Genomic DNA, 23778 nt, shown 5'->3' with positions numbered 1-23778 from the left:
TGGAGCGGCATGAGTACGGGGATGCCGGGGACCCGTCTGGTGAGCAGCGCCCGCGCTGCCGCTCGTGGGCACCGGGGGCATCCCGGTTCGGTCCTGGCTGCGGTCTCCGCCGCCGCGTTCATGGCCATGCTGGACAACCTGGCCGTCACCAACGCGCTGCCCGCCATGGGCGAAGACCTCGGCCTGGGCACCAACGGACTTCAGTGGGCTGTGGCGTCGTACCCCCTGGTCCTCGCCGCGACCCTGCTGTCAGGGGGGCGGCCGGTGACCGGCTGGGGCAGCGGCGGGCCTTCCTCACCGGGTTGCTCGGCTTCATGGCGGGTTCCGCCGTCAGCTCCCTGGCGACCACCCTCGCCAGCGCGGGCCCGCGCCCTCGGTTTGCGGGGCGCGATCGGTGGGCTCGGGGTGGCGCTGGGCCCGGCGTTCGGCGGCCTGCTGACCCAGGCCCCGGGCTGGCGCAGCGTGATGTGGATCAACTTGCCCATCGGTGTGGTGGCGCTGGCCGCCGCCTGGCGGTTGCTGCCTTGCCCGCCCGCCGCACCCGCACGGTGGGATCCCGTCGGGCAGACATTGGCCGTCACCGGACTCGGCAGGAACGGGGCTGCTGTTCGTACCAGCCACCATCACGCTGGTCAGCCGGGCCCCGCCTCCCAGGCGGGCACGGCCGCAGCGGTCACCGACACCCTGCGCGAGGTCGGCGGGGTCGTCGGCGTGGCCGCGCTCGGCGCCGTGCCGGCCGCGCGTATGGACAGTGGGCTCCACGACCGGGCCGCACGAGCCGGCCTCGAGCATGACGCTACGGACGAGCTGGCACGGGCCGTCGTCCATGGCGGTCCGGTGCCCGGGCCGGCCACCGGACCCGGTCGGGATGCGGGCGCCGACTACCTCACCGCCTGGGCCAACGTGTCGTGGTGTTCCCGCACGCTCGCGTCTGCACGCCCGGTTCGGCCACCTACAGCGCGGGGCCGGAACGTCAGCGGACGTACTCCTCCGTCACCCCCTTGAGACCGGCCACGCGCTTGCGACCGAGCCGGTGGGAGATGTGGTGGACCCAGCCAGGCAGCCACCAGTTCGCCCGGCCGGCAAGTTGCATGGCCGCCGGCACCAGCAGGGCTCGGACCAATGTGGCGTCCAGCAGAACGGTGAGGGCCAGCCCGGTGCCCAGGAGTTTCAGCGATGTGATGCGGGACATGGCCAGTGCGCTCATCGTCGTGGCCACCACCAGGGTGGAGGCGCTGATGAGCCTCCCCGTACAGGCCATGCCGTGGACGATCGAAGTCTGGCTGTCTCCGGTTTCCCTGTAGTGCTCCTTGATGCGCGCCAGCAGAAAGACCTCGTAGTCCACGGACAGCCCGAGGGCGAGGCAGGCCATCAGCAAAAGCATGCTGATCTCGAGCTGCCCGGTGACGGTGAAGTCACCCGTATTCAGGCGTCCCTCCTGGAAGAGGGGGACCAGGCAGCCGATGCCGGCGCTCAGGCTGAGAACGGCAAGGGCAAGCGTTTTGACGGAAACGAAGAGACCGCCGGTGAAACACAGCACCACGAGCAGGGCGCTGCCACCGGCCAGGGCCGCGGCCAGAGGTGCCCCTCGGGACAGGGCGGTCTTCGTATCCGCCGTCCGCGCGGCAGTCCCGCCGACCAGCCGCGGCGCGAAGGCGGGCAGGGCTCGGATCCGCTCCACGAGCCGCTCGGACGCCGGTGCGTGCGCACCCGCCGGCAGGCGTACGTTCACCAGCACCACACCGTCGGCCGCGAAGCGGGATGGCGCCCGGGTAGGCGGGACGATACGGGCACCGCTCCGGTAGGAGCCGGTGGTCGTGTCCACCCCGGCGACACCGGTGATCGAGGACAAGCGGCGGGCGTAATGGTCCACGCCCGCGGCCACACCCGCGGCCCGGATCTCGGCGACGTCCAGCAACACGGGCACTTTCGGCTCGGCAGCCTGCGGAAAGTCCGTGCGCACCCGTTCACCGTTCTGCCGCACCAGCGTGGAGGCCGGCAGGACACGTTCGTCGGCTACACCGAACTCGGCCCTCCCCAAGGGACCCGCGCAACTCAGAAGAAGTACGGCCGCAAAGGCTCCGAGCAGCACAGGACGCTTCGTGGCGACGGTTCCCAGCCATGCCCACGTCCTGCTGTGCCCGGGCGTACCGACGCGCTTCCGTCGCGCGAGCGGCAGCCTTCTTCGCACCCCGGCGAACAGCCAGCGGTCGACCCGAAGCGCGGGGGGCAGGCAGAAGCGCAGCAGGACCGGATAGAGAAGGACCGCGGTCAGTGCGGCGAAGGCCACCACTGCGATACCGCCCACTGCCAAGGAGCGCAGGAACGGCACGGGGAAGACCAGCAGCGCCGCCAGGCAGGCGATCACCGTTGCGGCGGAGAACAGCACGGCGCGCCCGTCCGAGCGGACCGCGCGGGCGAGGGCTTCTCCCAGCTCTGCCCCGCGTGCCATCTCCTCCCGGCAGCGCATCGTGATCAGAAGTCCGTAGTCCACCGACAGGCCGAACCCGAGGGCCACCGTGACGTTCACGGCGAACACCGAGACGGGCATGATCAGTGCAAGCCCGCCCAGAAAGGCCAGCGTTGCCAGGATGGAGACGGCACCGATCACCATCGGCAGCAGCGCCGAAGCAGCCGAACGCAGGGCCACCATCAGGATGACCAGTACCAAGGGTGCCGCAGCCAGCTCGGCGGTGCGCAGGTCTTCTCGGCTCAGCCGGACTGCCTCCGCACTGCTCCACGCGGGTCCGGCCGCAGCCACGGAGACAATCCCGTGATCTCCCGCCAGGCCCGGCACGATCCGCTGGGCCGTCTTGACGGCCTCCGCCCCCGTTCCGGTCAGCTCGACTCCGATCAATGCGCTCCGCCCGTCACCGGACAGCAGAGTGGGGCTCGCCGTGTCCCAATAGCTCCATACCCGGGCCACCCCCGGCTCATCGGCCGTGGAACGGGCAAGAGCCCGGCCTTGAACAGCCGCCTCCCCGTATTGCATCGAGGTCCGGCCTGATACCAGGAAAATCAGGTCGGCGGACGGCTCGTCGAACTGCTCGTCGATCACTCGCTCGGCCCGCTCGGACTCGGTCCCCGTGGCGGTGAACCCCGATGGAGTCAACCGGCTGAAACAACCGATCGCCGCCGGAATCAAGGCCAATACCAGAACAGTGACGACTGCGAGAAACCGCCACGGGCGCCTCGGAATCCACTTTGCCGCGACCATGGGCGCAACTTTATACCCCGCCCTCGGATGCCTGTGGTAAACAGGGCGCCTCTGAATATCGACAAAGGCCCGCACGCCGAAAACCTGCGCGAGGAAAATATGAGTATTCCCGCCGTACTTGGCGGCTCGAACCGCGAAGAAGGACGCTACACGGTCTCCGTCGCGCGTGACGAGGACACGATTCACGAAGCCCAGCAACTGCGCTACCTGATTTTCAATCAGGAACTCAAGTCCAGATACGATGCCGAGGAGGGTCGTGAGGCGGACGGATTCGACCGGCACTGCGACCATGTTGTCGTCCGTCGCACGGACACCGGCGAATTGGTCGGTACGCACCGCCTCTTGCCTCCGGAAGGTGCGAGGCAGATCGGCGGACTGACCGCCGAGGCCGTGTTCGACCTGGGTCCGCATCAGGCGCTGCGGCCGGCGCTCGTCGAACTCACCCGGGCGTGCGTGCACCCCGACCACCGCGCCGGTCCCGTGATCACCATGCTGTGGGCAGGGGTGATGCGATACATGACCCGCCGTCGCCATGCCTGGGTGTCAGGACGGTTGACCCTTCCCCTTTTCGACGGAGGGGCCCAGGCCGCGGCGTGTTGGGACCACGTGCTGGCCGGCGGGCATTTCGCTCCTGACCGCTACCACGTACGTCCCCACACCCCCTGGAATCCCGCGGCGATCGAGCGCAGCCCGGGCCTTGGAATTCCTCCCAAGTTCCGCGGGTACCTGCTCGCCGGAGCATGGGTGTGCAGCGAGTTCGCATACGACTCGCAGCACGACGAAGCCAGCCTCTACCTTCTGCTCTCCCTCGAGAACGTCAATCGGCACCGGCGCGAGTTCCTCCTGTCACTCGGGGAGAACCTGGCGCGCTGATGTCCCGCCCGGACCTCGACGTGCGGGCCAGCGACGTAGCGTGATCCGGTACAGCGTGGAAGCCTGGCGCATGAAGACGATCTCGCTGGCCCGCAGGTAGGTGCGGTACCGCATGTAGGTGTCGGGGCCGACAAGCAGTTGAGCCTGTTCCCGGGCCTGAAAGAGCCGGGTGGACCAGCCTCGCAGCGTGCGCGCGTAGTCGGCGCCGTCCTCGCGCAGTCGGGTGATCGCGAAGTACGGCTCACATGCGGCGGCGATCTCGGAGAGCCGTGGCAGCGCGGACCCGGGGAAGATCTCGCGTGCGAAGAAGTCGGGTACCGACTCGTCGTGGTTCGTGTCGTCGGTGAGCGCGATGGTCTGGAGGCTGAGCCGGCCGAGGGGCGGCAGCCATCCGGCGCACCGCCCGAAGAAGGCGCGGTAGGTCCCGATGCGTTCGTCGCGGGACATGCTCTGGTCGGTGAAGTGCTCGAACGCGCCGATCGAGACGATGCCGTCGTACGGGCCGTCCGCCTCGTGGTCTCGCCAGTCCTCGACTCTGACGTCCGCTCCGTTCAGCCCGAGTGAGCGCACATGTGCGTGCTGGTCGGCGCTGAGGGTGAGGCCGACCGCCTGTCGGACCCCGGTTTCTTCGGTGGCCGTGCGCAGCAGGCTGCCCCAGCCGCAGCCGATGTCCAGCAGCCGGCTTCCCGCCGTGAGGCCGGCTTGGCCGAGGTGGTAGCGGAGCTTGGCGTGCTGTGCCCGCATCAGCAGGTCCGTGTTTCCGGGCGGACCGGTGATTCCCTCCCACAGGGCGCAGGAGTACGTCAGGTCCGGATCGAGCCAGAGGGCGTAGAAGTCCTTGCCGACGTCGTAGTGGGCCTGGATGTCGGCGGCGGTGGCGCCTGCGCGATGACGCTGGTCGGTCCGGGTGGTCACGGGCCGGGCCTCTCTTCATACGAAAGGGGAGGGTGGGGGCTGGGGACGGATGCGGCGGGAGCGGTTTCCCTCATGCGGTCGAACAGCCGCTGGGAGCGTTCGGCTCTCGTCCGCAGCTCGTCGAGCTGACGGCCGATGCGGTCACGGGCCTGCTCGCCCGCGGGGCCGAGGCCCGAGCGGGTCATGACGCCCAGGGAGCGCAGCAGCGGCTGCAGCACATGGCGGCGGTGGACGTCGAGGTTGTAGATGCCGGATGCGGCGATCCGCAGGGCGCGCTGTTGGAAGCCCGGGATGGTGCTGCCCGGCATGTCGAAGGAGCAGATGACGTCGGCGAGGGCCGAGAGGGCGCTGTCGGGGTCCAGTTCCACCGCGGCGGTGTACAGGTCGCGGTAGAAGATCATGTGGAGGTTCTCGTCGGCGGCGATCCGTGCGGTCAGCTGGCGGGCCACCGGATCGGCACAGGCCAGCCCGGTGTTCCGGTGCGCTTCTCGGGTGGCCAGTTCCTGGACGGTCACGTACGCCAGGCCGTGCAGCAGGGAAGCGTGGTCGCTGGTGTAGCCGATGGAGACGTGTTGCATGCGCTGGCGCTCCAAGGCGACCGGGTCGACGGCCCGGCGGGCGTGGAGGTAGCCGCGCAGCGCGTGAGCGTGGCGGTCCTCCTCGGCCGTCCAGCGGTGCACCCAGGCGCCCCAGGCGCCGTGGCGGCCGAACTGGGTGGCGATCTCGAAGTGATAGCTCGGCAGGTTGTCCTCGGTCAGCAGGTTGACCATCAGCGCGTCGGCCACGGCCTGCGGGAGTTCGGACTGGTCGGCCCGCCAGGGTGTGCCGTTCAGCGGACCGTCGAAGTCGGCGGCCCGACTCCAGGGAATGTAGGCGTGGGGGAACCACACCGGTGCAGCCGCTACGTGGCGGTCCAGGAGCCTGGCCACGGTCGGTTCCAGCTCTGTCAGGAGATCGAGGGGAAGGGTCATCACAGACTTTCGACCCGGAGGCGGGCGGTCGGTGCCGGATTCCGGTGCTCGATCCGCTCGGCGTGCCCCGGGTGATCAGGCGATGTCAGGGGCGCTGGAAGACGAGTGCCGCGTTCTGGCCACCGAAACCGAAGGAGTTGGACAGGACCGCATCCAGCCGGGCGGGGCGTGGCACTTTGGTGACGACGTCGAGGTCGATCTCCGGATCCATCCGGTCGAGGTTGGCGGTGGGCGGAATGAGCTGGTGGTGCAGGGAAAGCACCGAGCAGACGGCTTCCACAGCCCCGGCGGCTCCGAGCAAATGCCCCAGGACGCTCTTGGCCGCGGTGACAGGTGGCGGGGTGACGAAGACCCGGCGCAGCGCCGTGGCTTCCGCACGGTCGTTCAGCTGTGTGGCACTGGCGTGGGCGTTGACGTGTCCCACGTCGTCCGCTGCGAGGTCGGCGCCGGCCAGGGCGTCAGTGATGGCCCGCACCGCGCCGTCGCCCTGCGGATGGGGGTTCGTCGGGTTGTGGGCGTCGCCCGACAGGCCGTAGCCGGTGAGTCGGGCATACTCCCGTGCCCGTCGGGCTCGGGCGTGCTCGGCCCGTTCGAGTACGAGGATTCCGGCGCCCTCGGACAGGAGGAAGCCGTCCCGTTCGGCGTCGAAAGGACGGGACGCGCCGGCCGGGTCGTGGACGCGGGTGGACAGCGCGCCCATTCTCCAGAAGAGTGCCGACGCCAACCGGTTGCGGCCGGAGTCGGCCCCACCGGCCACGGCGATGTCGCACGCACCCGACCGGATCAGCATGCTCGCGATGCCGATGGCGCTGGCACCGGAGGCACAGGCGGTGGTGATGCCCAGGGTGGGGCCCAGCGCCCCGAGCATGGTCCCGACCTCGCCGGCGGCCATGTTCGGCAAGCTGCGTGGCAGGGTGGTGGGCATCAGCGACAGGAGCCGGCCCTTCTCCATGGTCTGGCAGACCTTCAAGGTCGTGTCGTGGCTCGTGCCTCCCGTACCGATCACCACTGCTACGCGGCTGCCGTCCCACAGTGCGGGGTCGAGCCCGGCGTCGACGACGGCTTCCCTGGCCGCTGCGTGAGCGAACCGGATGAACCGGTCGGTACGCCATGCCACGCCGGGATCCAGAGCAGCCGCCAGGTCGGCATCAGCGACCTGACAGGAGATGCTCACCGGCAGCCCGTCCAGCAAAGGATCGTGGGTGCCCGTGGGGGCACCGCCGCACAGGCGGTCCCAGGTGGCGCCGACGCCGACGCCTGCGGGTGTGACCATTCCCAGACCGGTCACGGCCACCGCGTGACGGCTCATCCGCCGCTCTTCTGGGAGGCTCCGGTGCTGCGCAAGGCCTGGGCCACGGCTTCGACCGCCTGGGCGACTGTGGTGTCCAAGGTCATGTGTTCCAGGAGGTGTTCCTGCACATCGACCCCGGTCTGCTCTTCGATCACCACAACCAATTCCATGACCGCAATCGAATCCAGCTCCAATTCAGAAAACCTGACGGAACCGTCCAATCTCATCGGATCGATCTGAAAATGTGACTGGAGCAGCTCCTTCAGGTGCGCCTCGGTGAATTCCTCGATGATTTGAGAACCCATGAAATTGCCTCGCCTCCGATACCCCCGCTGGAGATCCCGGCGGGGTGTGCGTCCGACTCCTATCACGCTCACACCCACCGGAAGGCGAGGCGCTTAAACTGCGCGCAGCCATATTCAGCCGCATGCAGCAATCCCCCGGTGCCCGTCCCGCAACTCGCTCACGAGATTGCCGTCGACATGCGGCGCCTGACGCCCTGACCGTTTCCTCCTGCAAGGTCACCGCCCGCTTCTCCTCGAGCGGCCCGCGAGAACGCCGTAGAGGGTGTCCACGCGAATCGCGGCCTTCCCGGGCCGCAAACCAGGGATGACGCCGCCCTCACCCCGCTGCGCGTCGCTCACGACGGCCTCAACAACGTCGGGCTACACGTGTCGGGGGCGGGCCGGCCTTCACCGCGGTCGCGGTGGCGGGCTCAGTCGACGCCCAGCAGGCGCCGTAGGTCTTCGGGACGGGACGCGAAATCGGCGCCGGCCGCCTGGTGGACGATGACTCCCTTCTGCATGACCGCCACGCTCCCGGCGACGGAGAGGGCGAGTCCCAGGTTCTGCTCGACGAGGACGACCGACATGCCCTGCGCGCTCACCTCGCGGATCACCTCGCCCACTTGGGCGACGATCGCCGGAGCGAGGCCGTCGGACGGCTCGTCGAGGAGCAGCAGGCGCGGATTGCCCAGCAGGGCCCTGGCGATCGCGAGCATCTGCTGTTCTCCGCCGGAGAGCTGGTCACCGCGGTGGCCGAGCCGCTCCCCCAGCCGAGGCAGCAGGTCGAGGACGCGGGTCCTGGTCCAGGGGCCGCGCGCCGGGCGCCGGGAGGCGATCGTCAGGTGTTCGTCCACGGTCAGCGGGGCGAAGACCCTGCGCCCCTGGGGAACGACGCCGACCCCTGCCCGGGCGATCACGTCGACCCGGGCGCCGGCGAGCTCGCGGCCGTCGAGGACGACGCTGCCTTCGTAGGGGCGGACGAGTCCCATGACCGTCGATATGAGGGTGGTCTTCCCGACGCCGTTCCGCCCGAGGAGGGCGACGGTCCCGCCCGCGTCGAGGTCCAGGTCCACACCGCCGAGGACGACGCCCCCGGCGTAGCCGGAGCGGAGCCCGCGCATGCTCAGGAGCGGTTTCACGAGGTGACCTCCATGGTGCCCAGGTAGGCGGTCTGGACTTCGGTGGAGGCGCGCACCTCGTCCGGGGAGCCGGTCTTCAGGTGTCTGCCGAGGTGCATGACCGTCACCGTGTCGGCGAGTTCGAAGACCATGTCGAGGTCGTGCTCGATGAGGAGTACGGTCACCTCCCTCGGTAGGGCGGCGATCAGTTCGGTGAGCCGCGCCGTCTCCGCCGGCGACATGCCGGCGGCCGGTTCGTCCAGGAGGAGCAGCCGGGGTTCGGTCCCCAGCGCCACCGCGACCTCCAGCTGGCGCCGCTCGCCGTGCGAGAGCTCGGCTGCCGGGAGGTCGTGCCGGGTGGGCAGGCCCACCCGGGCGAGGAGTTCGTGTGCCTGCGCGATCGCCGCGGCCCGGTTCCCGGCCCGGGAACCGGGCCGGCTACCGATGCGGCGCACCACGGCGAGCAGCACGTTCTCCAGCACGGTTTCGCGCATGAAGAGGCTGGAGTGCTGGAAGGTCGCCGCGACGCCGAGCCCGACCCGGCGGTGTACGGGCAGCCGGGTCACGTCCCGTCCGTCGACGAGGATGGTTCCGGCGGTGGCCGGCAAGGTGCCCGAGATCAGGCCGAACAGGGTGGACTTGCCCGCGCCGTTCGGTCCGATGACGGCGTGCCGGGCGCCGGGCCGGACCGTCAGGTCCACCTCGTCCAGGGCTCGGAAGGATCCGAAGTGCCGGGATACCCCGCGCAGTTCCAGTAGACCGTGGCCTTGGTCTTGGTCTTGGTCTGTCACGCCGTCCTCCTTCGGATGAGCCTGCGCGGGATCCGTACGCCGGCCAGTCCCCGGGGCAGCGCGTAGACGGCGGTGACGAAGAGCAGTCCGAGCAGCAGCGGCCCGCGTCCGGCGACGGCTTCGAGGTTTCCGAGGTAGTCGCGGGTGAGCCAGACGAGCGCGGCTCCGGCGCAGGCTCCCGGCATCGAGCCGGAGCCTCCGATGACGACGGCCAGCAGGGCCAGTGCGGCGATCTCGAAACCGGCGTCGCCGGGCGAGACGAACCGCTGTACCGATACCCACAGGGCCCCGGCGGCGCCGGCCAGTGCGGCGGCGCCGCAGTAGACGGTCAGGGCGTAGCGCTGGGTGGGGTAGCCGATCGCCCGCATGCGGGGCTCGTTGTCGCGGATGCCGCGCAGGGCGAGGGCGAAGGAGGTCGAGCCGAAGCGGGAGACCGCCGCGAAGAGCAGCAGGAACACGGCCAGGACGTAGAAGTAGACCAGCCCGTCGAGCTCCAGGGCGGGCATGCCGGGCAGGGGTACGACGGGCGGGATGCCCGACATCCCGTCGGTGCCGTTCGTCAGCGACTTCCAGTTGACGGCGGCGCTGTAGACGATTTCGCCGATGGCCAGGGTGAGCATCAGGAAGACCACGCCCCGGGCCCTCACGGCCAGCCATCCCGTGGGTACCGCCACCAGCGCGGAGACGCCTGCGGCGACGAGGAGTTGGAGCACCCCGATGTCGGTGATCCGTGTCGCGGTGATGGCCGCGGCATAGGCGCCGACGCCGAAGTAGGCGGACTGGCCGAGGGTGGGCAGCCCGGTCAGGCCGGTGAGCAGGTTCACGCTGAGCACGAGGAGGGCGAACACCAGGATCCGCGACAGCGTGCCGATCGCGTACGGGCCGAGCACGAAGGGGGCCACGGCGAGAGCACCGGCCACGGCGGTCGCGGACAGCCTCCGCCGGGTGGTGGTGCCCGCGGTGCCCGCGGTTGCGGACGGGCTCATGCGCGCACCGCCGACGCGACCAAGCCGTGCGGGCGGACCACGAGTACGAGCAGCATGGTGCCGAAGAGGAGGAACGGTGCGTACTCCGGGAGCAGCGCCACCCCGAGGGTCTGCACCTGGCCGATCAGGAGCGCCCCGGCGAGTGCGCCGCGCACCGATCCGAGTCCCCCCACGACCACGACGACGAGGGAGAGGACGAGGACCGTCTCGTCGACGCCCGGCCCGGGGCCGAGGATCGGCGCCCCGAGGACTCCGCCGACGGCCGCCAGGGCGGCGCCGGACGCGAAGACCCCGTAGAGCACCTTGCGGATGTCGACACCGAGCGCGCGGACCATGTCCCGGTCGGCGACGGTGGCCCGCACGAGGGCTCCGAGCGAGCTGCGCTCGAAGACGAGGTACACGAGGAGCGCGAGGCCGGCCGCGACGGCGATGAACACGAGCCGGTAGACCGGATAGGCGTGGCCGAGGAGGCCGACCGTCCCGCGCAGGACCTCGGGCGGGTCCGTGGGCAGTACGTCCGCGCCGAAGGCCGCGGAGAGGAGGTCGGCCACGATGAAGGTGATGCCGAGCGTCAGGACGGCTTGGTCCAGGTGCCCGCGGCGGGCCAGGGGCTGGGTGAGGAAGGTCAGCGCGGCCCCGCCCATGGTGCCCACCAGGGCGCCCGCCAGGAGTGCGAGGAGGAGACCCGTCAGGGTCCCGTCGGACAGGGCGTAGGCGACGTAGGCCCCGGCCAGGTAGAGCGTGCCGTGCGCGAGGTTGAGCACGTCCATCATGCCGAAGACCAGGGAGAGTCCGACCGCGATCGTGAACAGCAGCAGACCGAAGGCGACCCCGTCGATGACGCTGACGAAGTTGCCGTCCAACCATCCGGACATGTCAGCCGCCCAGTCTTCCGAGCTCGGAACTGACGGTGTTGGCACCCTGCTTGACCTCACGCAGGTACCAGGGCTGGACGGGCGTCCCGCCGCTGTTGAACCGCCAGGTTCCGCGCGGGCTGTCGATGTCCCCCACCTGGGCGATGGCCGCGTTGACCGATGCTGAGCTCACCGTGGAACCTGTGGAACCGGCCGCCTTGATCGCCTTGTCGAGGACCTGCGCCGCGTCCCAGGATGCCATCGCGTACGTGGTCGGGGCCGTGCCGTGGGCGGCCGTGTACGCCGGCGCGAACTGCTTGTTGGCGGAATTGTCCAGGTCCGCGCTGTAGTTGAGTGCCGTGAGGATGCCGTTGGCCGCGTCTCCCTGTCCCTTGAGCACGCCGCCTTCGGTGAGGAAGCCGGGCGCGTAGAGCGGGATCTTGCCGGCCAGTCCGAAGTCCCGGTACTGCTTGACGAAGTCGACGGCCGCACCGCCGGCGTAGAAACAGAAGACGGCCTTCGCTCCGGACTTCTCGATCTGCGCGAGGTACGGCTGGAAGTTCTTGGTCCCCGGGAACGGCGTGTAGACCTCCTCCGCCGCCTGCTTGCCGCCCGCCGGGAGGAAGGTGGACTTGAAGCCCTCCACCTCGTCCTTGCCCGCCTGGTATCCCGCGGCGATCAGGAAGACGGGGCCGCCGGCCCGCTCGGCCACGTGCTTGCCGAGCGCCTTGCCCGGTTCGTCGTTGACGTATGAGGTGCGCCAGATGTACTTGGTCCCGGTCAGTGTCGTGGGCGAGGCGTTCGAGCCGACGAGCGGGACCTTGCCGGTCTCGAACAGGTCCTTGACCCCGTTGATGGTGGCCGAGCTCACCACCCCGCTCACGGCGAGCACCCGGTCCTGCTTGACCAGCTTCTCCGCCGCCGCCTTGCCCGAGTCCGCCGTCTCCCCCTCGTCCGCGACGACGATCTCCACCTCGCGGCCGCCGAGCTTGCCGCCGTGCTGCGCGACGTAGAGCTCGAAGCCCTGCTTCATGTCGTCGCCCAGCGACTTGTAGGTCCCCGACTGCGGGACGAGGAGCCCGATCTTCAGGGGGCCGCTCTGGTCGTCCTCACCGGTCCCGAGGCTCGCACCACCACATGCCGTGGTCAGCAAGAGCGCCGTCGATGCGGCGACCAGACCAACGGGACGAAACCGACCTGCCATGGGAACTCCGTACGTTGTCAACCGGCCCTGGAGGGCCTGATGTTGCTGATGGGGACCGCCTTGGGGAGTCCCAGGCGCGATGGGTCCGGCTCTCAGGGGTGACCTGACCGCCGACCGAAGTGACACGTGTCTATCGCGCTTTTACGACGGCCGTCAATACTTCGCAAGATATGCGCCCTCGCCCACCCCGCCCCCTTGACCCGCACCCCGGACATGGAGCAATACTGACCCCCGTCAAATTCTCGCTATACCTCTTTCCGGCGACGGGCCCATGATCAGTCAGGGAGTGAAGCACCATGACCGACGATCCATCACGGCGCAAAGTCCTCAAGAACAGCGGGGTGTTGGCAGGCACCGCACTGTTCGCCGGGGTGGCGGGCGGGGGCGCGGCGCAGGCCGCCCCGCGCACGGCCGAGTCCTCACCCGTCGTGGAACTGCCCTCGGGCCGACTGCGCGGAAGCACGGAAGGGGGTCTCGCCGTGTTCAAGGGCGTTCCCTACGCGGCGCCGCCGGTCGGCGCCCTCCGATGGCGGCCGGCCCGACCCCACCCCGGCTGGCAGGGCACGCGCGACGCGACCGCCTTCGGCCCGAGCGCCCCGCAGCCCTACCGGGAGGGAGGCGACCAGGTGCTCGGCACCCACGGCTCGCCCCCCTTCGACGAGGACTGCCTCACCCTCAACGTCTGGACGCCCGGAACCGACGACGCCAAGCGGCCGGTCATGGTGTGGATCCACGGCGGCGGCTTCATCTCCGGCTCCGGCTCGATGCCGAACTACTCCGGCGAGACCTTCTCGCGCGACGGTGACCTCGTCGTCGTGACCATCAACTACCGCCTCGGACCCCTGGGTTACCTCTACTTCGGCGAGGACGGCGCCGGGGGGAACTTCTGGCTCACCGACCAACTCGCCGCGCTGCGCTGGGTGCGGGACAACATCGCCGCGTTCGGCGGCGACCCCGACGACATCACCCTCGCCGGCCAGTCCGGCGGCGCGCTGTCGGTCGCGGCACTGGCCGGCTCCCGCGCCGGCCAGCGACCGGGCCGCCCGCTGTTCCGGCGCGCCATCCTGCAGAGCCCGCCGCTCGGGCTGAAGATCCCCACACGTGCCGAATCCCTCGAGCGCACCGCCGCTTTCCTGGACATCCTGGGGGCAAGGAACGTGACGGAGCTGCGGGCCGTGCCCTGGCCGCGGCTGATCGCCGCCACCTTCGAGATGTTCGGGCGCACCGGACGGTGGGGTTACTGGTCGACCCCGTTCCTGCCGGTGCTCGACGGGGTCACGCTGGACCGCGACCCCTCCGACCTGCTGCTCGGCGGCGCCGGGGCGGACATCGACGTCATGATCGGCTGGACCAGGGAGGAGGCCAACTTCGCCTTCGCGCTGAGCGAGCCGTACGCCGCCGCGACCAGGGAGCAGGTGGTCGCCAGGGCGCGGGACACCTTCGGGAACCGGGCGGAGCAGGCGTACACCGCGTACGCACAGGCCCGGCCGGGCGCCCGCCCCGTGGACGTGCTGATGGACCTGATCACCGACGAGCTGTTCCGCATGCCCGCCGTGGCTTTGGCCGAACGGCGGGCGGCCCGTGGGCGCCCGGTCTGGGCGTACCAGTTCAACCTGCCGACGCCCGCGCACGGCGGTCAACTCGCAGCCGCGCACTGCCTGGAGCTGCCGTTCGTGTTCGACAACTTCGACAAGTGGGCGCAGGCGCCGTTCCTGGCGGGGCTGAACCCCCGGGTCCGTGACGGTCTCGCCTCGACGATGCACACGGCCTGGATCTCCTTCATCCGCACCGGCGACCCCCAGCACGACCCCATGCCGCAGTGGGGTCGTTACCACCAGGACACCCGCACGACGATGGCCTTCGACTCGGTCACCACCGCAGTCGGTGACCTCGCGGGCTACTGGCGTCGCCTGCACCATCCCGCAGGGCGCTGACCGCCGGTCCCCGGGGGGCACCGGCGTGCGGCCGGTGACCCCCCGCACGTGGCGCGGGCCCGGGGCGGCGAGCACCCCGTCGAGCCTCCGGCCGGGGACCAGGCTCGTAGCCCCGGGCAACGGTGGTGTCCACCAGGTGAGTTACCCGTCGGAATCCTTAGGTCCGCACACATGATTCCGGTAGCTTTCCGTCACGTCGCCGCCACACCCGGGGCACAGGGCCCCACGGGACTTGCGGCGCGAAGGACCCGACACCTGTTGACGACATTGACCGAAGTCTTCACAGTCCGGCCGTTCACCCCGCACTGCCAGGTGATTCACACCGAAGGCGATCACGCCGTGATCGGCATCTCGCCCGGAAACAGCTACTTCTCCGCCCAGCGCGTCATCGACCTCGCCCAGTGGGGCATGCGCAACTTCGCGCAGGTCGACCTGATCTACACCGACCTGCACGTGGCCGAGATGTACGAGGCCCTCGGCTACGACGCCGACGAAGCCCGGCGCAAGGCGGTGAAGAACCTGCGGGGCGTCCGCGCCAAGGTCAACAACGCCGCGGCCGAGGCCGACCCCACCGGCATCCGCCTACGCGCACGCCCCATGTCGGCCCTCACCGACATCCCCGCCTACCGCAGGCTCCACAGCCACCTGTACAACCTGCTCGACACCGACCCGGAATTCCGCAGCACCTGCAATTCCCTGGTCGACGCGTTCCTCTCCTCCAAGGTGCTGGGCGGGAAGACCGCCACCACCCAACAGCGCGAGGTCTGCCTGGAGTACGTCTGCGCCGAGGCGCCGCTCTTCCTGGACACCCCCGCCATCCTCGGGGTGCCGTCCTCCCTCAATTGCTACCACCAGCTCCTGCCCATGGCGGAACTGCTCTACTCACGCGGCTCCGGCCTGCGCGCCTCGCGCAACCAGGGACACGCGGTCATCACCCCCGCCGAAGGAGCACCCGATGTCCACTGAGACCCTTCTCGACTTCCCGTTCTCCGCACGCGGCGACCAGCTCCCCCACGAGGTGGAGGAGCTGCGCGACGAGCCGGTCAAGCGGGTCCGCACGATCGCCGGTGACGAAGCCTGGCTCGTCTCCTCCTACGAGCTGTGCAAGCAGGTCCTCGAAGATCCAAGGTTCAGCCTCAAGGACACCTCCGCGCCCGGAGTGCCCCGCCAGTACGCGCTGACGATCCCGCCCGAGGTCGTCAACAACATGGGCAACATCACCGGGGCCGGCCTGCGCAAGGCCGTCCTCAAGGCGATCAACCCCAAGACCGACGGCCTCACCGACTGGATGCGCGCCGAGGCCTCCACCCTCGTCGACGGCCTCCTCGCCCACGGGGCGCCGGTCGACCTGCGCGGCCAGTTCACCAACCCGTACGCCGAGAACCTGCACTGCCGCATCCTCGGCATCCCGCAGGCCGACGCCCCGCGCCTGGCGTCCAGTCTCGACATCGCGTTCATGAACTCGGCCTGTCCCGTCACCGGTGCCAAGCTCAACTGGGACCGCGACATCGCCTATATGGTCGAGCGCCTCGACGACCCCGCCACCACCGGGCTCGTCGCCGAGCTGGCGGCCCTGCGCCCGGACCCCGAATACGCCCACCTCACCGACGAGATGCTCGCCACGGTCGGCGTCACCCTGTTCGGCGCCGGCGTCATCTCCACCATGGGCTTCCTGACGATGGCGGTCTTCTCCCTCCTCCAGAACCCGGATGTGTGGGAGCAGTTGCGGAAGTCGCCGGAGAAGATCCCCGGGGCGGTGGACGAACTCCTGCGGGTCAACCTCTCGATCGGCGACGGCCTGCCCCGGCTCGCCCTCGAAGACCTCACCCTCGGGGACGTCAAGGTGAGGAAGGGGGAGCTCCTCCTCGTCCTGGTCGAGGCCGCCAACACCGACCCGGCCGTGTTCAGCGACCCCCACGTCGTCGACATCGACCGGGAGAACGCGGCCACCCACCTCTCCTTCGGCGGCGGACAGCACTACTGCCCCGCCACCGCGCTCGGCAAGCGGCACACCGAGATCGCCATCGAGGTGCTCCTGGAGAAGATGCCCCGTCTCCAGCTCGCCGTGCCGGTCGACCAGCTCGTCTGGCGCACCCGGTTCATGAAGCGGCTGCCGGAGCGTCTCCCCGTCCTCTGGTAGCCGGCCCAGTGGGCCGAGGGCCCGCCCGGACCTTGCGGGCGGGCCCCGGTCCGGCTCCGCGGCGGGACGGCCGCCGGGTCAGTCCTCGATTCCGCCCAGGTCGGGACGGTCGCGCAGCTCCACCGTGCGGGTGGCCGAGGCGTGCAGTTCGAGGACGGTGAACTCGTTGCGGCCCGCCCGCAGCACCGGAGCGGGGACGTACAAGGTGGCCTGGGCGCCCCGGGACCAGTACCGGCCCAGGGCGAAGCCGTTGATCCAGACGCTGCCCTTGGTCCAGCCGGGCAGGGCGAGGAACCCGTCGGCCGGCTCTTCCACGTGGGCGTACCCGCGGTGGAATGCGGGGCCCACCGGCGGCGCCGCCGGGTCGAAGGCACCGAAGGGCGCATCGGCGAGGCCGGCGGGATCGTCCAGGGGCAGGGCCCGGCTGGTCCACCGCTCCGGGGCCCGGCCGTTGACGAGGACGCGGCCGAGGAGTCCCTTGCGGTCGTGGATGCCCGGCCCGTAGTTGACCCGCCCCTGGTTCTCCACGAGTACGGACAGCCGGGCTCCGGGGCGGGGGACGGTGAAGGCGAGGGCGCGCTCGTGGCTCTCGCGTGCGAGTACCCCGACGGGCTGCCCGTCCACGAAGACCTGCGCGCGGTCGCGCACGTCCTCGACGTACAGGACGGCCGGACCGCCGGCCGCCAGCAGGGTCTCGTACAGGACGAAGCCGAAAGCCTCGCCGAGTTGCTCCATCGTGAGCGGCCGGTCGCCCTCCACGGGCCGGCCGAGCAGGCCTGCGTGCTCCAACAGGGGTGCCGAGTGGGTGAGTTCGATGAGTCCGCGGGTGATCTTCGGGCCGGGGGCGGGCACCGGACCGTCGGGGACCGGGCCGTACTTCGCGAGGACCTCGCGGAAGGCGGTGTACTTGGCCGTGGGATCGCCGGCCTCGTCCAGGAGGGCGTCGTAGTCGTACGAGGTGATCGTGGGGCGGTACGTTCCCTTGTCGTTCGCGCCGTTGGTGAAGCCGAAGTTCGTTCCCCCGTGGAACATGTAGATGTTCACGGAAGCACCGGCGGCGAGCAGCCGGTCGAGGTCGCTCGCGGCGTCCTCGGCGTCGCGCACCGCATGGGGACCACCCCAGCGATCGAACCAGCCGACCCAGAACTCCGAGCACATCAGGGGCCCTTCGGGCTGGTGGCGCCGAAGCTCCGCGAGCCCGGCCTCGACCTTGCTGCCGAAGTTGACGGTGCTCAGCACTCCTTCCGTGCTGCCGCGCGCCAGGTCCGCGGGCTGGTCGCAGGTGAACAGGGGGACGTCCACGCCGTGCCGGTGCAGCAGCCCGGCCAGATCGGCGAGGTAGCCGGGGTCCTGCCCGTAGGCCCCGTACTCGTTCTCGAGCTGGACCGCGAGCACCGGGCCGCCCCCACTGCCCAGACGGGACAGCAGGGGCGGCAGCAGCGCGCCGAGGTACTCGTCCACGGCCCGCAGGAAGCGCGGGTCGCTGCTGCGCAGTGCGATGCCCTCCTCGGCGAGGAGCCACGCGGGCAGGCCGCCCCCCTCCCATTCCGCGCAGATGTACGGGCCCGGGCGCAGCAGGACGTACAGGCCTTCGGCAGCCGCGAGGTCCAGGAACCGGGGCAGGTCGAGGCCCCCGTCGAGCCGGAACTCCCCGCGCCGCGGGGCGTGGAGGTTCCACGGGACGTAGGTCTCGACCGTATTGAGGCCCAGTCGGCGTGCCTTGTGGAGCCGGTCGGCCCATTGCTCCGGATGGACGCGGAAGTAGTGCAGTGCACCGGAGACGATGCGAAACGGCCGGTCGTCGAGACGGAAGCCGTCTGCGGCGATCTCCAGTCGGGGCATGCCGTGAGCTCCTCGGGGCGGGGAGGGGGAAGGGGCGCGGGTCGGGTCGGTGGGCCCCGGTCGGTGGGCCCGTCAGTTCGGTGGCCCGTCAGTTCGGTGGGCCGGTCACTTCAGCGGGCGGCACAGCAGCGCATCGGGGACACCGCCGTGGTTCCACTTCCAGGTGTAGGCGACGCCCGCGAGGTACTCGGTGTCGGAGCACTGCCCCTTGTAGTGGCCGGGCGCCCAGTCGCTGGCGTTCGATCCCCCGGTGGCGGGGCGGTTGTCCCCGCGGTCGAACCAGAGCGTGCGGCCGGTGGTGGGCAGGGAGGCGGCGGCGGGGGCACACAGCAGCGCGGACATGGCGTTGCTGCGGACGCTGTAGCCGACGGCGAAGGTCTGCGCGGGGCACTGGAGCTTGTTGTATCCGCCGGCCCAGTCGGCACCGGTGACGTACCGCTCGTCCGTGACCGCGGTCCAGGATCCGGCGCCCTTCGGCGGGCCTCCCGCGTCGGTGCACAGTCCCCGGCTGCTGCTGCGGGCGAGGCCGGTCAGCCGCTGGGAGTCGGGGCAGTTGCCCTTGCGGTTGCCCGGGGACCAGTCGGCCTTGGCGAGCATGGTGGCGGAGACGACGTAGTCGGTGTGGTCGAGGTCGAGCATGTTCCACCGGCCGACCCGGGCCACCGGACCGGTGCGGCCGGGGGTGGAGACCAGCCGGTTCCAGTCGGCGGCGCGCCAGTCCCCGCCGTCTTGGACGCTCAGGCGGACACCGGTGGTCCCGTACGACAGCAGCGCCCAGGAGTCCATCGGGGCGCCCGCGGCATTGGTCCAGCCGACGAGCGGCCAGATCGCGAAGTCGGTGTCGTTGGCCACCAGGATGTCGGTGAAGCGGTGCAGCCAGGCCCTCTCCTTGGCGTTCTCGGGCCCGCGGCCCCCGGCGCCGAATTCGCTGATCCACACCGGGGCGGTGAAATGCTGCCCCTCCTGGGTGACGAACAGCGCCTGATCGTTCACCACTTGGGCGAGCTGCTCCGGGGTGAAGTCCTCGTAGCGCGGATCGTTCGTGGAGCCGGGGCCGCTGCCGGCACCGGTGTTGGCCGGGCCGGTGTAGGCGTAGAAGTGGGCGGCGTAGACGAGCTTGCCGGACTCGATCAGCGTGTGGGAGAGGTTGGCCACCGGCGTCAGCAGGGGCCGCCCGTGCGGAAGTCCGGCGAGCGGGATCCCGTACCAGTTGATGCCCTCCATGACGACCAGCATGTCGGGGGCGGCCCGCAGAATCCGGTTCCCCGCCTCCTCGAAGGCGGCGTAGGCGTCGTGGCTGTCGTACCAGCCCCAGTTGGGGTCGTCCCAGGTGTCGCGGCGCACCTCGTTGCGCAGGTCGGCGCCCACCACCCGCTTGTCCGCCTTGTAGCGGTTCACCATGAACACCCAGTCGTCCACCCACTGCTGGGTGCTCTGGCTGCTGTTCCAGCGCTCGTTTCCGTCCAGGCCGCAGCAGAAGCGGGCGGTGGTGGTGTGGTTGTTGAGGATGACCGCGAACCCGTCGGCCGTGAGGGCCGCGATGACGGTGTCGAGTACCTGCAGCGGGGTCTTGCCCTTCAACTGCGGGTTGGCGGCGACCGCGGCGTCCGGGACCGGTGTGGTGTCGTGGACGAGGGCGTTGGAGAACGGCAGCCGGATGCTGTTGAGGCCCAGTTGGTGGAAGTCGGCCAGGATGGCCGTCATGGGCGTCCGGTCCAGGCCGAGCGGCATGTTGTTCGCCGCTATGCCGTGCATGTGGCTGGCCGGATCATTGATGTCCCCGCTGCCGGTCCATGTCCCCTGGGCGCCCGCCCAGTTGCCCGCCTTGAGCTTGAAGCGGTTCCCGGCGGCGTCGACGATCCAGCGGCCCCGGGTGCTGAGCGGTGCGGTCCAGGAGGAGGCCAGTTGAGGCCCGGTCAGGACGGTGGGCGCGACCGGGGCGCCGGCCGCGTCGGGTGCGGCGGCCGTCGCGCCGGCCGCCGTGGTGGTGCCGAGGAGCAGCGCGGACAGCACGGCGAGTGCCGAGACCGCGCGTCGGAGCAGTGGTGTGCCTGTCACGTTGGATCCTTCGGAGAGGGAGGATGTGCCGTGCCGTGCCGTGCTGTGCTGTGCTGTGCCCTGCCGTGCTGGTCGGTGACGTGCTGGTGTGTGCTCTGCGCGTTCAGCCCTTGAGACCGCTGGTGGCGATGCCCGCGACGATGTAGCGCTGAGCGACCAGGAACATGACGACCAGGGGGACGATCGTCACGACGGCTCCGGCGAACAGGCCGGGCAGGTTGATGGTCTGCGAGGTGAGGAAGGTCGACAGGGCGATCTGGGCCGTCCAGGCCGACGGGTCCTGCCCGATGACCAGGGGCCACAGGAATGAGTTCCAGCTGTCGATGAACGCCAGCGCGCCGAGCGAGGCCAGCATCGCGCCCGAGTTGGGCAGGGCGATCCGGCGGTAGAGGCCGAACCAGCCGAGCCCGTCCAGCCGTCCGGCTTCTTCGATCTCGGCCGGGAACTGGAGGTAGAAGTTGCGGAACAGCAGGACGGCGAAGGGGCTGAACAGGCCGGGCGCGATGATGCCCCACAGCGTGTTCACTCCGCCCAGGGAGCCGACCACGACGAAGGTCGGTACGAAGGTCACGGAGCCGGGAATCATCAGCGTGGCGACCACCAGGGCCAGAAGGACGCCGCGCCCCGGCACCGGGATCCGGGCGAAGGCGTAGCCCGCGGCGGAGGCCAGGAGCGTGGAGACGGGGGCCGTGATGAGGGCGATCACGGTGGAGTTCCCCAGTGCCCGGCCCATGGACAGGGTCGGGTCGTCGAAGAGTGCGGTGAAGTTCTCGAAGTGCATCGTCGACGGCCACCAGGTCCAGTGCGGCGACGTGATGCCCCGGGCGTCCATCAGGGAGCCCCGCAGCATCAGGTAGAAGGGCGTCAGGAAGGCCGTCGTCAGGAGGCCCACCAGCAGTCCGCGCGCGCAGAGGCGCAGCGCTCCGGACAGTTTCGCCGCGGTCGTCACGGGTGGCTCACCCCTCGCTCCTGCCGAATCCGGTGAAGCGCCCCTGGATCAGGGTCACCCCGACGATGAGCGCGGTGAGCACGAAGGCCCCGGCCGATCCGAGTCCGTAGTCCTGGCTGCCCATCGCGGTGTTGTACAGGTAGCCCAGCGGCGTCTGGACGGGGGCGGAACCGGTCCCGGAGAGACCGCTGTTGAAGAGGTTGTAGAACTCGTCGAAGGCCTGGAAGGCGGCGATGAAGAGCAGCATCAGCACGGCGACGGACGTGTTGCGCAGCATCGGCAGGGTGATCGTGCGCAGGAGCCGCGGGCCGGTCGCGCCGTCGAGGGCGGCGGCCTCGTAGAGCTCCTTGGGGATGCCCTGGAGTCCGGCCAGGAAGAGCACCATGTAGAAGCCGACCTGGAGCCAGAGCCGGAGGGTGACCAGCACGATCCAGTACAGCGGTGGTGAGGTGGTCTGCAGCCAGGGGACGGGCTCCATGCCGAACCAGCCGCCCAGGGTGTTGGCGATGCCGGCCGGAAGCCCGTTGAACAGGCACATCTTCCACAGGAGCGAGGCGGCGACGTAGGACACGGCCGCGGGGATGAGGAAGACGGTGCGCAGCACCGCCCGCCCGCGCCGGATCCGGTGCACGAGCAGGGCGAGCCCGAGGGAGGCGGCGAAGGTGACCGGCACGATGAAGGCGGTGAACAGCAGGATCTGCGTCAGGGAGCCGCGGAACGCCGCGTCGGAGAGCAGGGCCCGGTAGTTGCCCAGCCCCACCCACCGGCTGGGAGCGATGGTGCCGCGCGCGTCGCTCAGGCTGAGCAGGAAGCTCCAGCCGATGGCGACGTACTTGAACACGCCGAGGCCGATCAGCATCGGAGCGGTGAGCAGCGCGAAGGCGAGCAGGCCGGAGCGGCCCGCGCGGGGGCGGCCGGCGCGGGCCGCCCCCGCCGTAGGCCGGGCGGACGGTCCCGGCCGCCCGGACCGCCGTGTGGTTCCCGGTGCGGAGAGCATCAGCCGCGCTGCTTGTCGATGGCGCCCTGGGCCTGCCTCACCGCGTCCGCCAGGACCTCCGCCGGGTTGCCCTGCCCGGCGGCTATCTTGGCGGCGGCCGCGCTGAAGGCGCTGCTCACCGCGGTGTCCCAGGTGCCCGGGTTGGACTTGCCGTACTTGGCGGCCAGGTCCACGGCCTCCTTGGCGGCTCCGTCGGTGAGCTTCGCGGCGCCCGCCGCCACGGACTTGCGGGGCGGAACGTGGAACCCGTAGCTCTCGGCCCAGTCCTTCTGCAGGTCCGCCTGCCGGATCCAGAGCCACTGGACGAACTTCTTCGCGGCGTCCACGTTCCGGCTCTTGGCGTTGACGCAGCTGGTCCAGCCCCCGACGCGCACGACGGGAGTGCCCCCGGCCTTGAATGCGGGCCACGGCAGGACGCCGAAGTCCTCGCCGAGCGCGGTCTTGACGGCGGGCATCGCCCACAGACCGCACCACTGCATCGGGACGAGATTCTGGGCGAGGGCGGACGGGTCCCACCAGTCGGTGGTGAATCCGAGGAGCAGTGACTTGTCCTCGTGCAGGCGCTTCAGGCCGGTCAGGGCCTCCAGTGCCTGCGGGGAGCCGAAGGCGACCTTGCCGTCGGTCACCAGGTCGCCACCGTTCGAACGGACGGCGAGGATCGGGCTGTCGCCCAGGCCGTCGTTGCCTAGGAACAGGCCCTTGCCCGACTTGGTGGTGAGGGCCTTGGCCGCCGCGGCCAGCTCGTCGAAGGTCGTCGGCGGGGTGATTCCGGCCTGGGACAGCACGCTCTTGCGGAAGTACAGCATCATCACGTCGTCGATCATCTTGACGCCGTAGAGCTTGCCGTCGACGCCCACACCGCCGATGGCGTTGTCGTTGAAGTCCGCCTTGTCGCTGCCGTAGATCTCGTCGAGGGCGGCGATCTGGCCCCGGCGGGCCAGGCTCTCACTGAAGTCGCCGATCTCGAAGACGTCCGGGGCCGCGTCGGTGAGCAGGGTCGCGTTGAGCTTGCCGGAGTAGTCGCCCGGGACCCAGGTGACCTTGACCGCGATGTCCGGGTGGGCCTTGGTGAAGGCGGTCGCGTAGCGCAGTGCGGCCTGCTGCGTGCCGGCCTCGCCGTAGGCGTGGAACCAGACGTTCAGGGTGGTCTTGGCCTCGGAGGAGGCACCCGCGTTCGGGTCGGTGGAGCACGCGGTGGTCACCACCGCTCCGGCGACGATCATCAGTGATCCGCCGAGAAAACGTCGTCGGCTAAGCTCGGTTCTGTGCGCGCTCATGTCGCATCCTTCTGTGAGGGTAGGCGGGATGTGGGTGTGTCCGGCCCGGGTCGGTGCCCTCCATCAGTGCTTGCCGG

The 23778-nt window shown here is 70.2% G+C and carries 20 protein-coding genes; 5 read left to right on the top strand and 15 right to left on the bottom strand.

All coding sequences use genetic code 11. The annotated features are described in order from the left end of the window. Positions 1-9: 9 nt before the first annotated feature. On the top strand, positions 10-1005 hold the full coding sequence (locus tag OG247_RS36960; protein WP_327256333.1) for an MFS transporter: 996 nt from the start codon (positions 10-12) through the stop codon (positions 1003-1005). On the opposite strand, the gene OG247_RS36955 is transcribed toward OG247_RS36960, so the two are convergent. Next, positions 974-3217 (bottom strand): MMPL family transporter, encoded by a 2244-nt coding sequence (locus OG247_RS36955; protein ID WP_327256332.1) that lies wholly within the window; start codon positions 3215-3217, stop codon positions 974-976. The genes OG247_RS36960 and OG247_RS36955 overlap by 32 nt on opposite strands. A gap of 27 nt (positions 3218-3244) precedes the next feature. Between OG247_RS36955 and OG247_RS36950 the strand changes: the two genes are divergently transcribed. Further along, on the top strand, positions 3245-4090 hold the full coding sequence (locus OG247_RS36950; RefSeq protein ID WP_327256331.1) for a GNAT family N-acetyltransferase: 846 nt from the start codon (positions 3245-3247) through the stop codon (positions 4088-4090). On the opposite strand, the gene OG247_RS36945 is transcribed toward OG247_RS36950, so the two are convergent. The 9 genes from OG247_RS36945 to OG247_RS36905 all read right to left on the bottom strand — a co-directional run bounded on the left by OG247_RS36945 (position 4064) and on the right by OG247_RS36905 (position 12504). Further along, positions 4064-5005 (bottom strand): cyclopropane-fatty-acyl-phospholipid synthase family protein, encoded by a 942-nt coding sequence (locus OG247_RS36945; RefSeq protein ID WP_327256330.1) that lies wholly within the window; start codon positions 5003-5005, stop codon positions 4064-4066. The two genes, OG247_RS36950 and OG247_RS36945, sit on opposite strands and share 27 nt — an antisense overlap. After that, positions 5002-5976, bottom strand: a complete 975-nt coding sequence (locus tag OG247_RS36940) for an acyl-ACP desaturase (protein ID WP_327256329.1) — start codon at positions 5974-5976, stop codon at positions 5002-5004. The genes OG247_RS36945 and OG247_RS36940 overlap by 4 nt, the downstream gene beginning before the upstream one ends. An 85-nt stretch (positions 5977-6061) precedes the next feature. After that, the gene (locus OG247_RS36935; protein WP_327256328.1) at positions 6062-7285 is read right to left on the bottom strand and encodes a beta-ketoacyl-[acyl-carrier-protein] synthase family protein; all 1224 of its coding nucleotides are present in this window, start codon (positions 7283-7285) and stop codon (positions 6062-6064) included. Further along, entirely contained in the window at positions 7282-7572 is a 291-nt protein-coding gene (locus OG247_RS36930; protein ID WP_327256327.1) for an acyl carrier protein, read from the bottom strand. Before OG247_RS36930 ends, OG247_RS36935 begins: the two co-directional genes overlap by 4 nt. A 410-nt stretch (positions 7573-7982) precedes the next feature. Then, a complete protein-coding gene (locus OG247_RS36925) occupies positions 7983-8690 on the bottom strand; it encodes an ABC transporter ATP-binding protein (protein WP_327256325.1) in 708 nt (235 codons plus the stop codon). Next, entirely contained in the window at positions 8687-9460 is a 774-nt protein-coding gene (locus OG247_RS36920) for an ABC transporter ATP-binding protein (protein WP_327256324.1), read from the bottom strand. The genes OG247_RS36925 and OG247_RS36920 overlap by 4 nt, the downstream gene beginning before the upstream one ends. Further along, a complete protein-coding gene (locus tag OG247_RS36915; RefSeq protein WP_327256323.1) occupies positions 9457-10446 on the bottom strand; it encodes a branched-chain amino acid ABC transporter permease in 990 nt (329 codons plus the stop codon). Before OG247_RS36915 ends, OG247_RS36920 begins: the two co-directional genes overlap by 4 nt. Further along, a complete protein-coding gene (locus tag OG247_RS36910) occupies positions 10443-11321 on the bottom strand; it encodes a branched-chain amino acid ABC transporter permease (protein WP_327256322.1) in 879 nt (292 codons plus the stop codon). The genes OG247_RS36915 and OG247_RS36910 overlap by 4 nt, the downstream gene beginning before the upstream one ends. 1 nt (position 11322) lies before the next feature. Further along, positions 11323-12504, bottom strand: coding sequence for an ABC transporter substrate-binding protein (locus OG247_RS36905; RefSeq protein ID WP_327256321.1), 1182 nt, complete (start codon positions 12502-12504; stop codon positions 11323-11325). Positions 12505-12800: 296 nt separating this feature from the next. Between OG247_RS36905 and OG247_RS36900 the strand changes: the two genes are divergently transcribed. The 3 genes from OG247_RS36900 (at position 12801) to OG247_RS36890 (ending at position 16578) form a co-directional block, all read left to right on the top strand. Beyond that, the gene (locus OG247_RS36900) at positions 12801-14438 is read left to right on the top strand and encodes a carboxylesterase/lipase family protein (RefSeq protein WP_327256320.1); all 1638 of its coding nucleotides are present in this window, start codon (positions 12801-12803) and stop codon (positions 14436-14438) included. Between the two features lie 258 nt (positions 14439-14696). Then, entirely contained in the window at positions 14697-15404 is a 708-nt protein-coding gene (locus tag OG247_RS36895; RefSeq protein ID WP_327256319.1) for a tRNA-dependent cyclodipeptide synthase, read from the top strand. Beyond that, positions 15394-16578, top strand: a complete 1185-nt coding sequence (locus OG247_RS36890; RefSeq protein ID WP_327256318.1) for a cytochrome P450 — start codon at positions 15394-15396, stop codon at positions 16576-16578. Before OG247_RS36895 ends, OG247_RS36890 begins: the two co-directional genes overlap by 11 nt. Positions 16579-16656: 78 nt before the next feature. On the opposite strand, the gene OG247_RS36885 is transcribed toward OG247_RS36890, so the two are convergent. From OG247_RS36885 to OG247_RS36865, 5 genes are all read right to left on the bottom strand, one after another. Beyond that, positions 16657-18420, bottom strand: a complete 1764-nt coding sequence (locus OG247_RS36885) for a glycoside hydrolase family 35 protein (RefSeq protein ID WP_327256317.1) — start codon at positions 18418-18420, stop codon at positions 16657-16659. Between the two features lie 105 nt (positions 18421-18525). Further along, positions 18526-20478 carry a glycoside hydrolase family 5 protein gene (locus tag OG247_RS36880; RefSeq protein ID WP_327256316.1) on the bottom strand — a complete coding sequence of 651 codons (1953 nt, stop codon included), beginning with the start codon at positions 20476-20478 and terminating at the stop codon, positions 18526-18528. Between the two features lie 103 nt (positions 20479-20581). Then, the gene (locus tag OG247_RS36875; protein ID WP_327256315.1) at positions 20582-21427 is read right to left on the bottom strand and encodes a carbohydrate ABC transporter permease; all 846 of its coding nucleotides are present in this window, start codon (positions 21425-21427) and stop codon (positions 20582-20584) included. A 7-nt stretch (positions 21428-21434) separates the two neighbouring features. After that, positions 21435-22424: a carbohydrate ABC transporter permease gene (locus OG247_RS36870; RefSeq protein ID WP_327256314.1), complete on the bottom strand. Its 990-nt coding sequence runs from the start codon at positions 22422-22424 to the stop codon at positions 21435-21437. Beyond that, complete coding sequence (locus OG247_RS36865) at positions 22424-23701, bottom strand: ABC transporter substrate-binding protein (RefSeq protein WP_327256313.1); 1278 nt, start codon at positions 23699-23701, stop codon at positions 22424-22426. Before OG247_RS36865 ends, OG247_RS36870 begins: the two co-directional genes overlap by 1 nt. Between the last annotated feature and the right edge of the window lie 77 nt (positions 23702-23778).

It is taken from the genome of Streptomyces sp. NBC_01244, assembly GCF_035987325.1.
Taxonomy (GTDB): domain Bacteria; phylum Actinomycetota; class Actinomycetes; order Streptomycetales; family Streptomycetaceae; genus Streptomyces.
The sequence above is the reverse complement of the archived record's forward strand: the minus strand, read 5'-3'. Positions and strand labels throughout refer to the sequence as shown.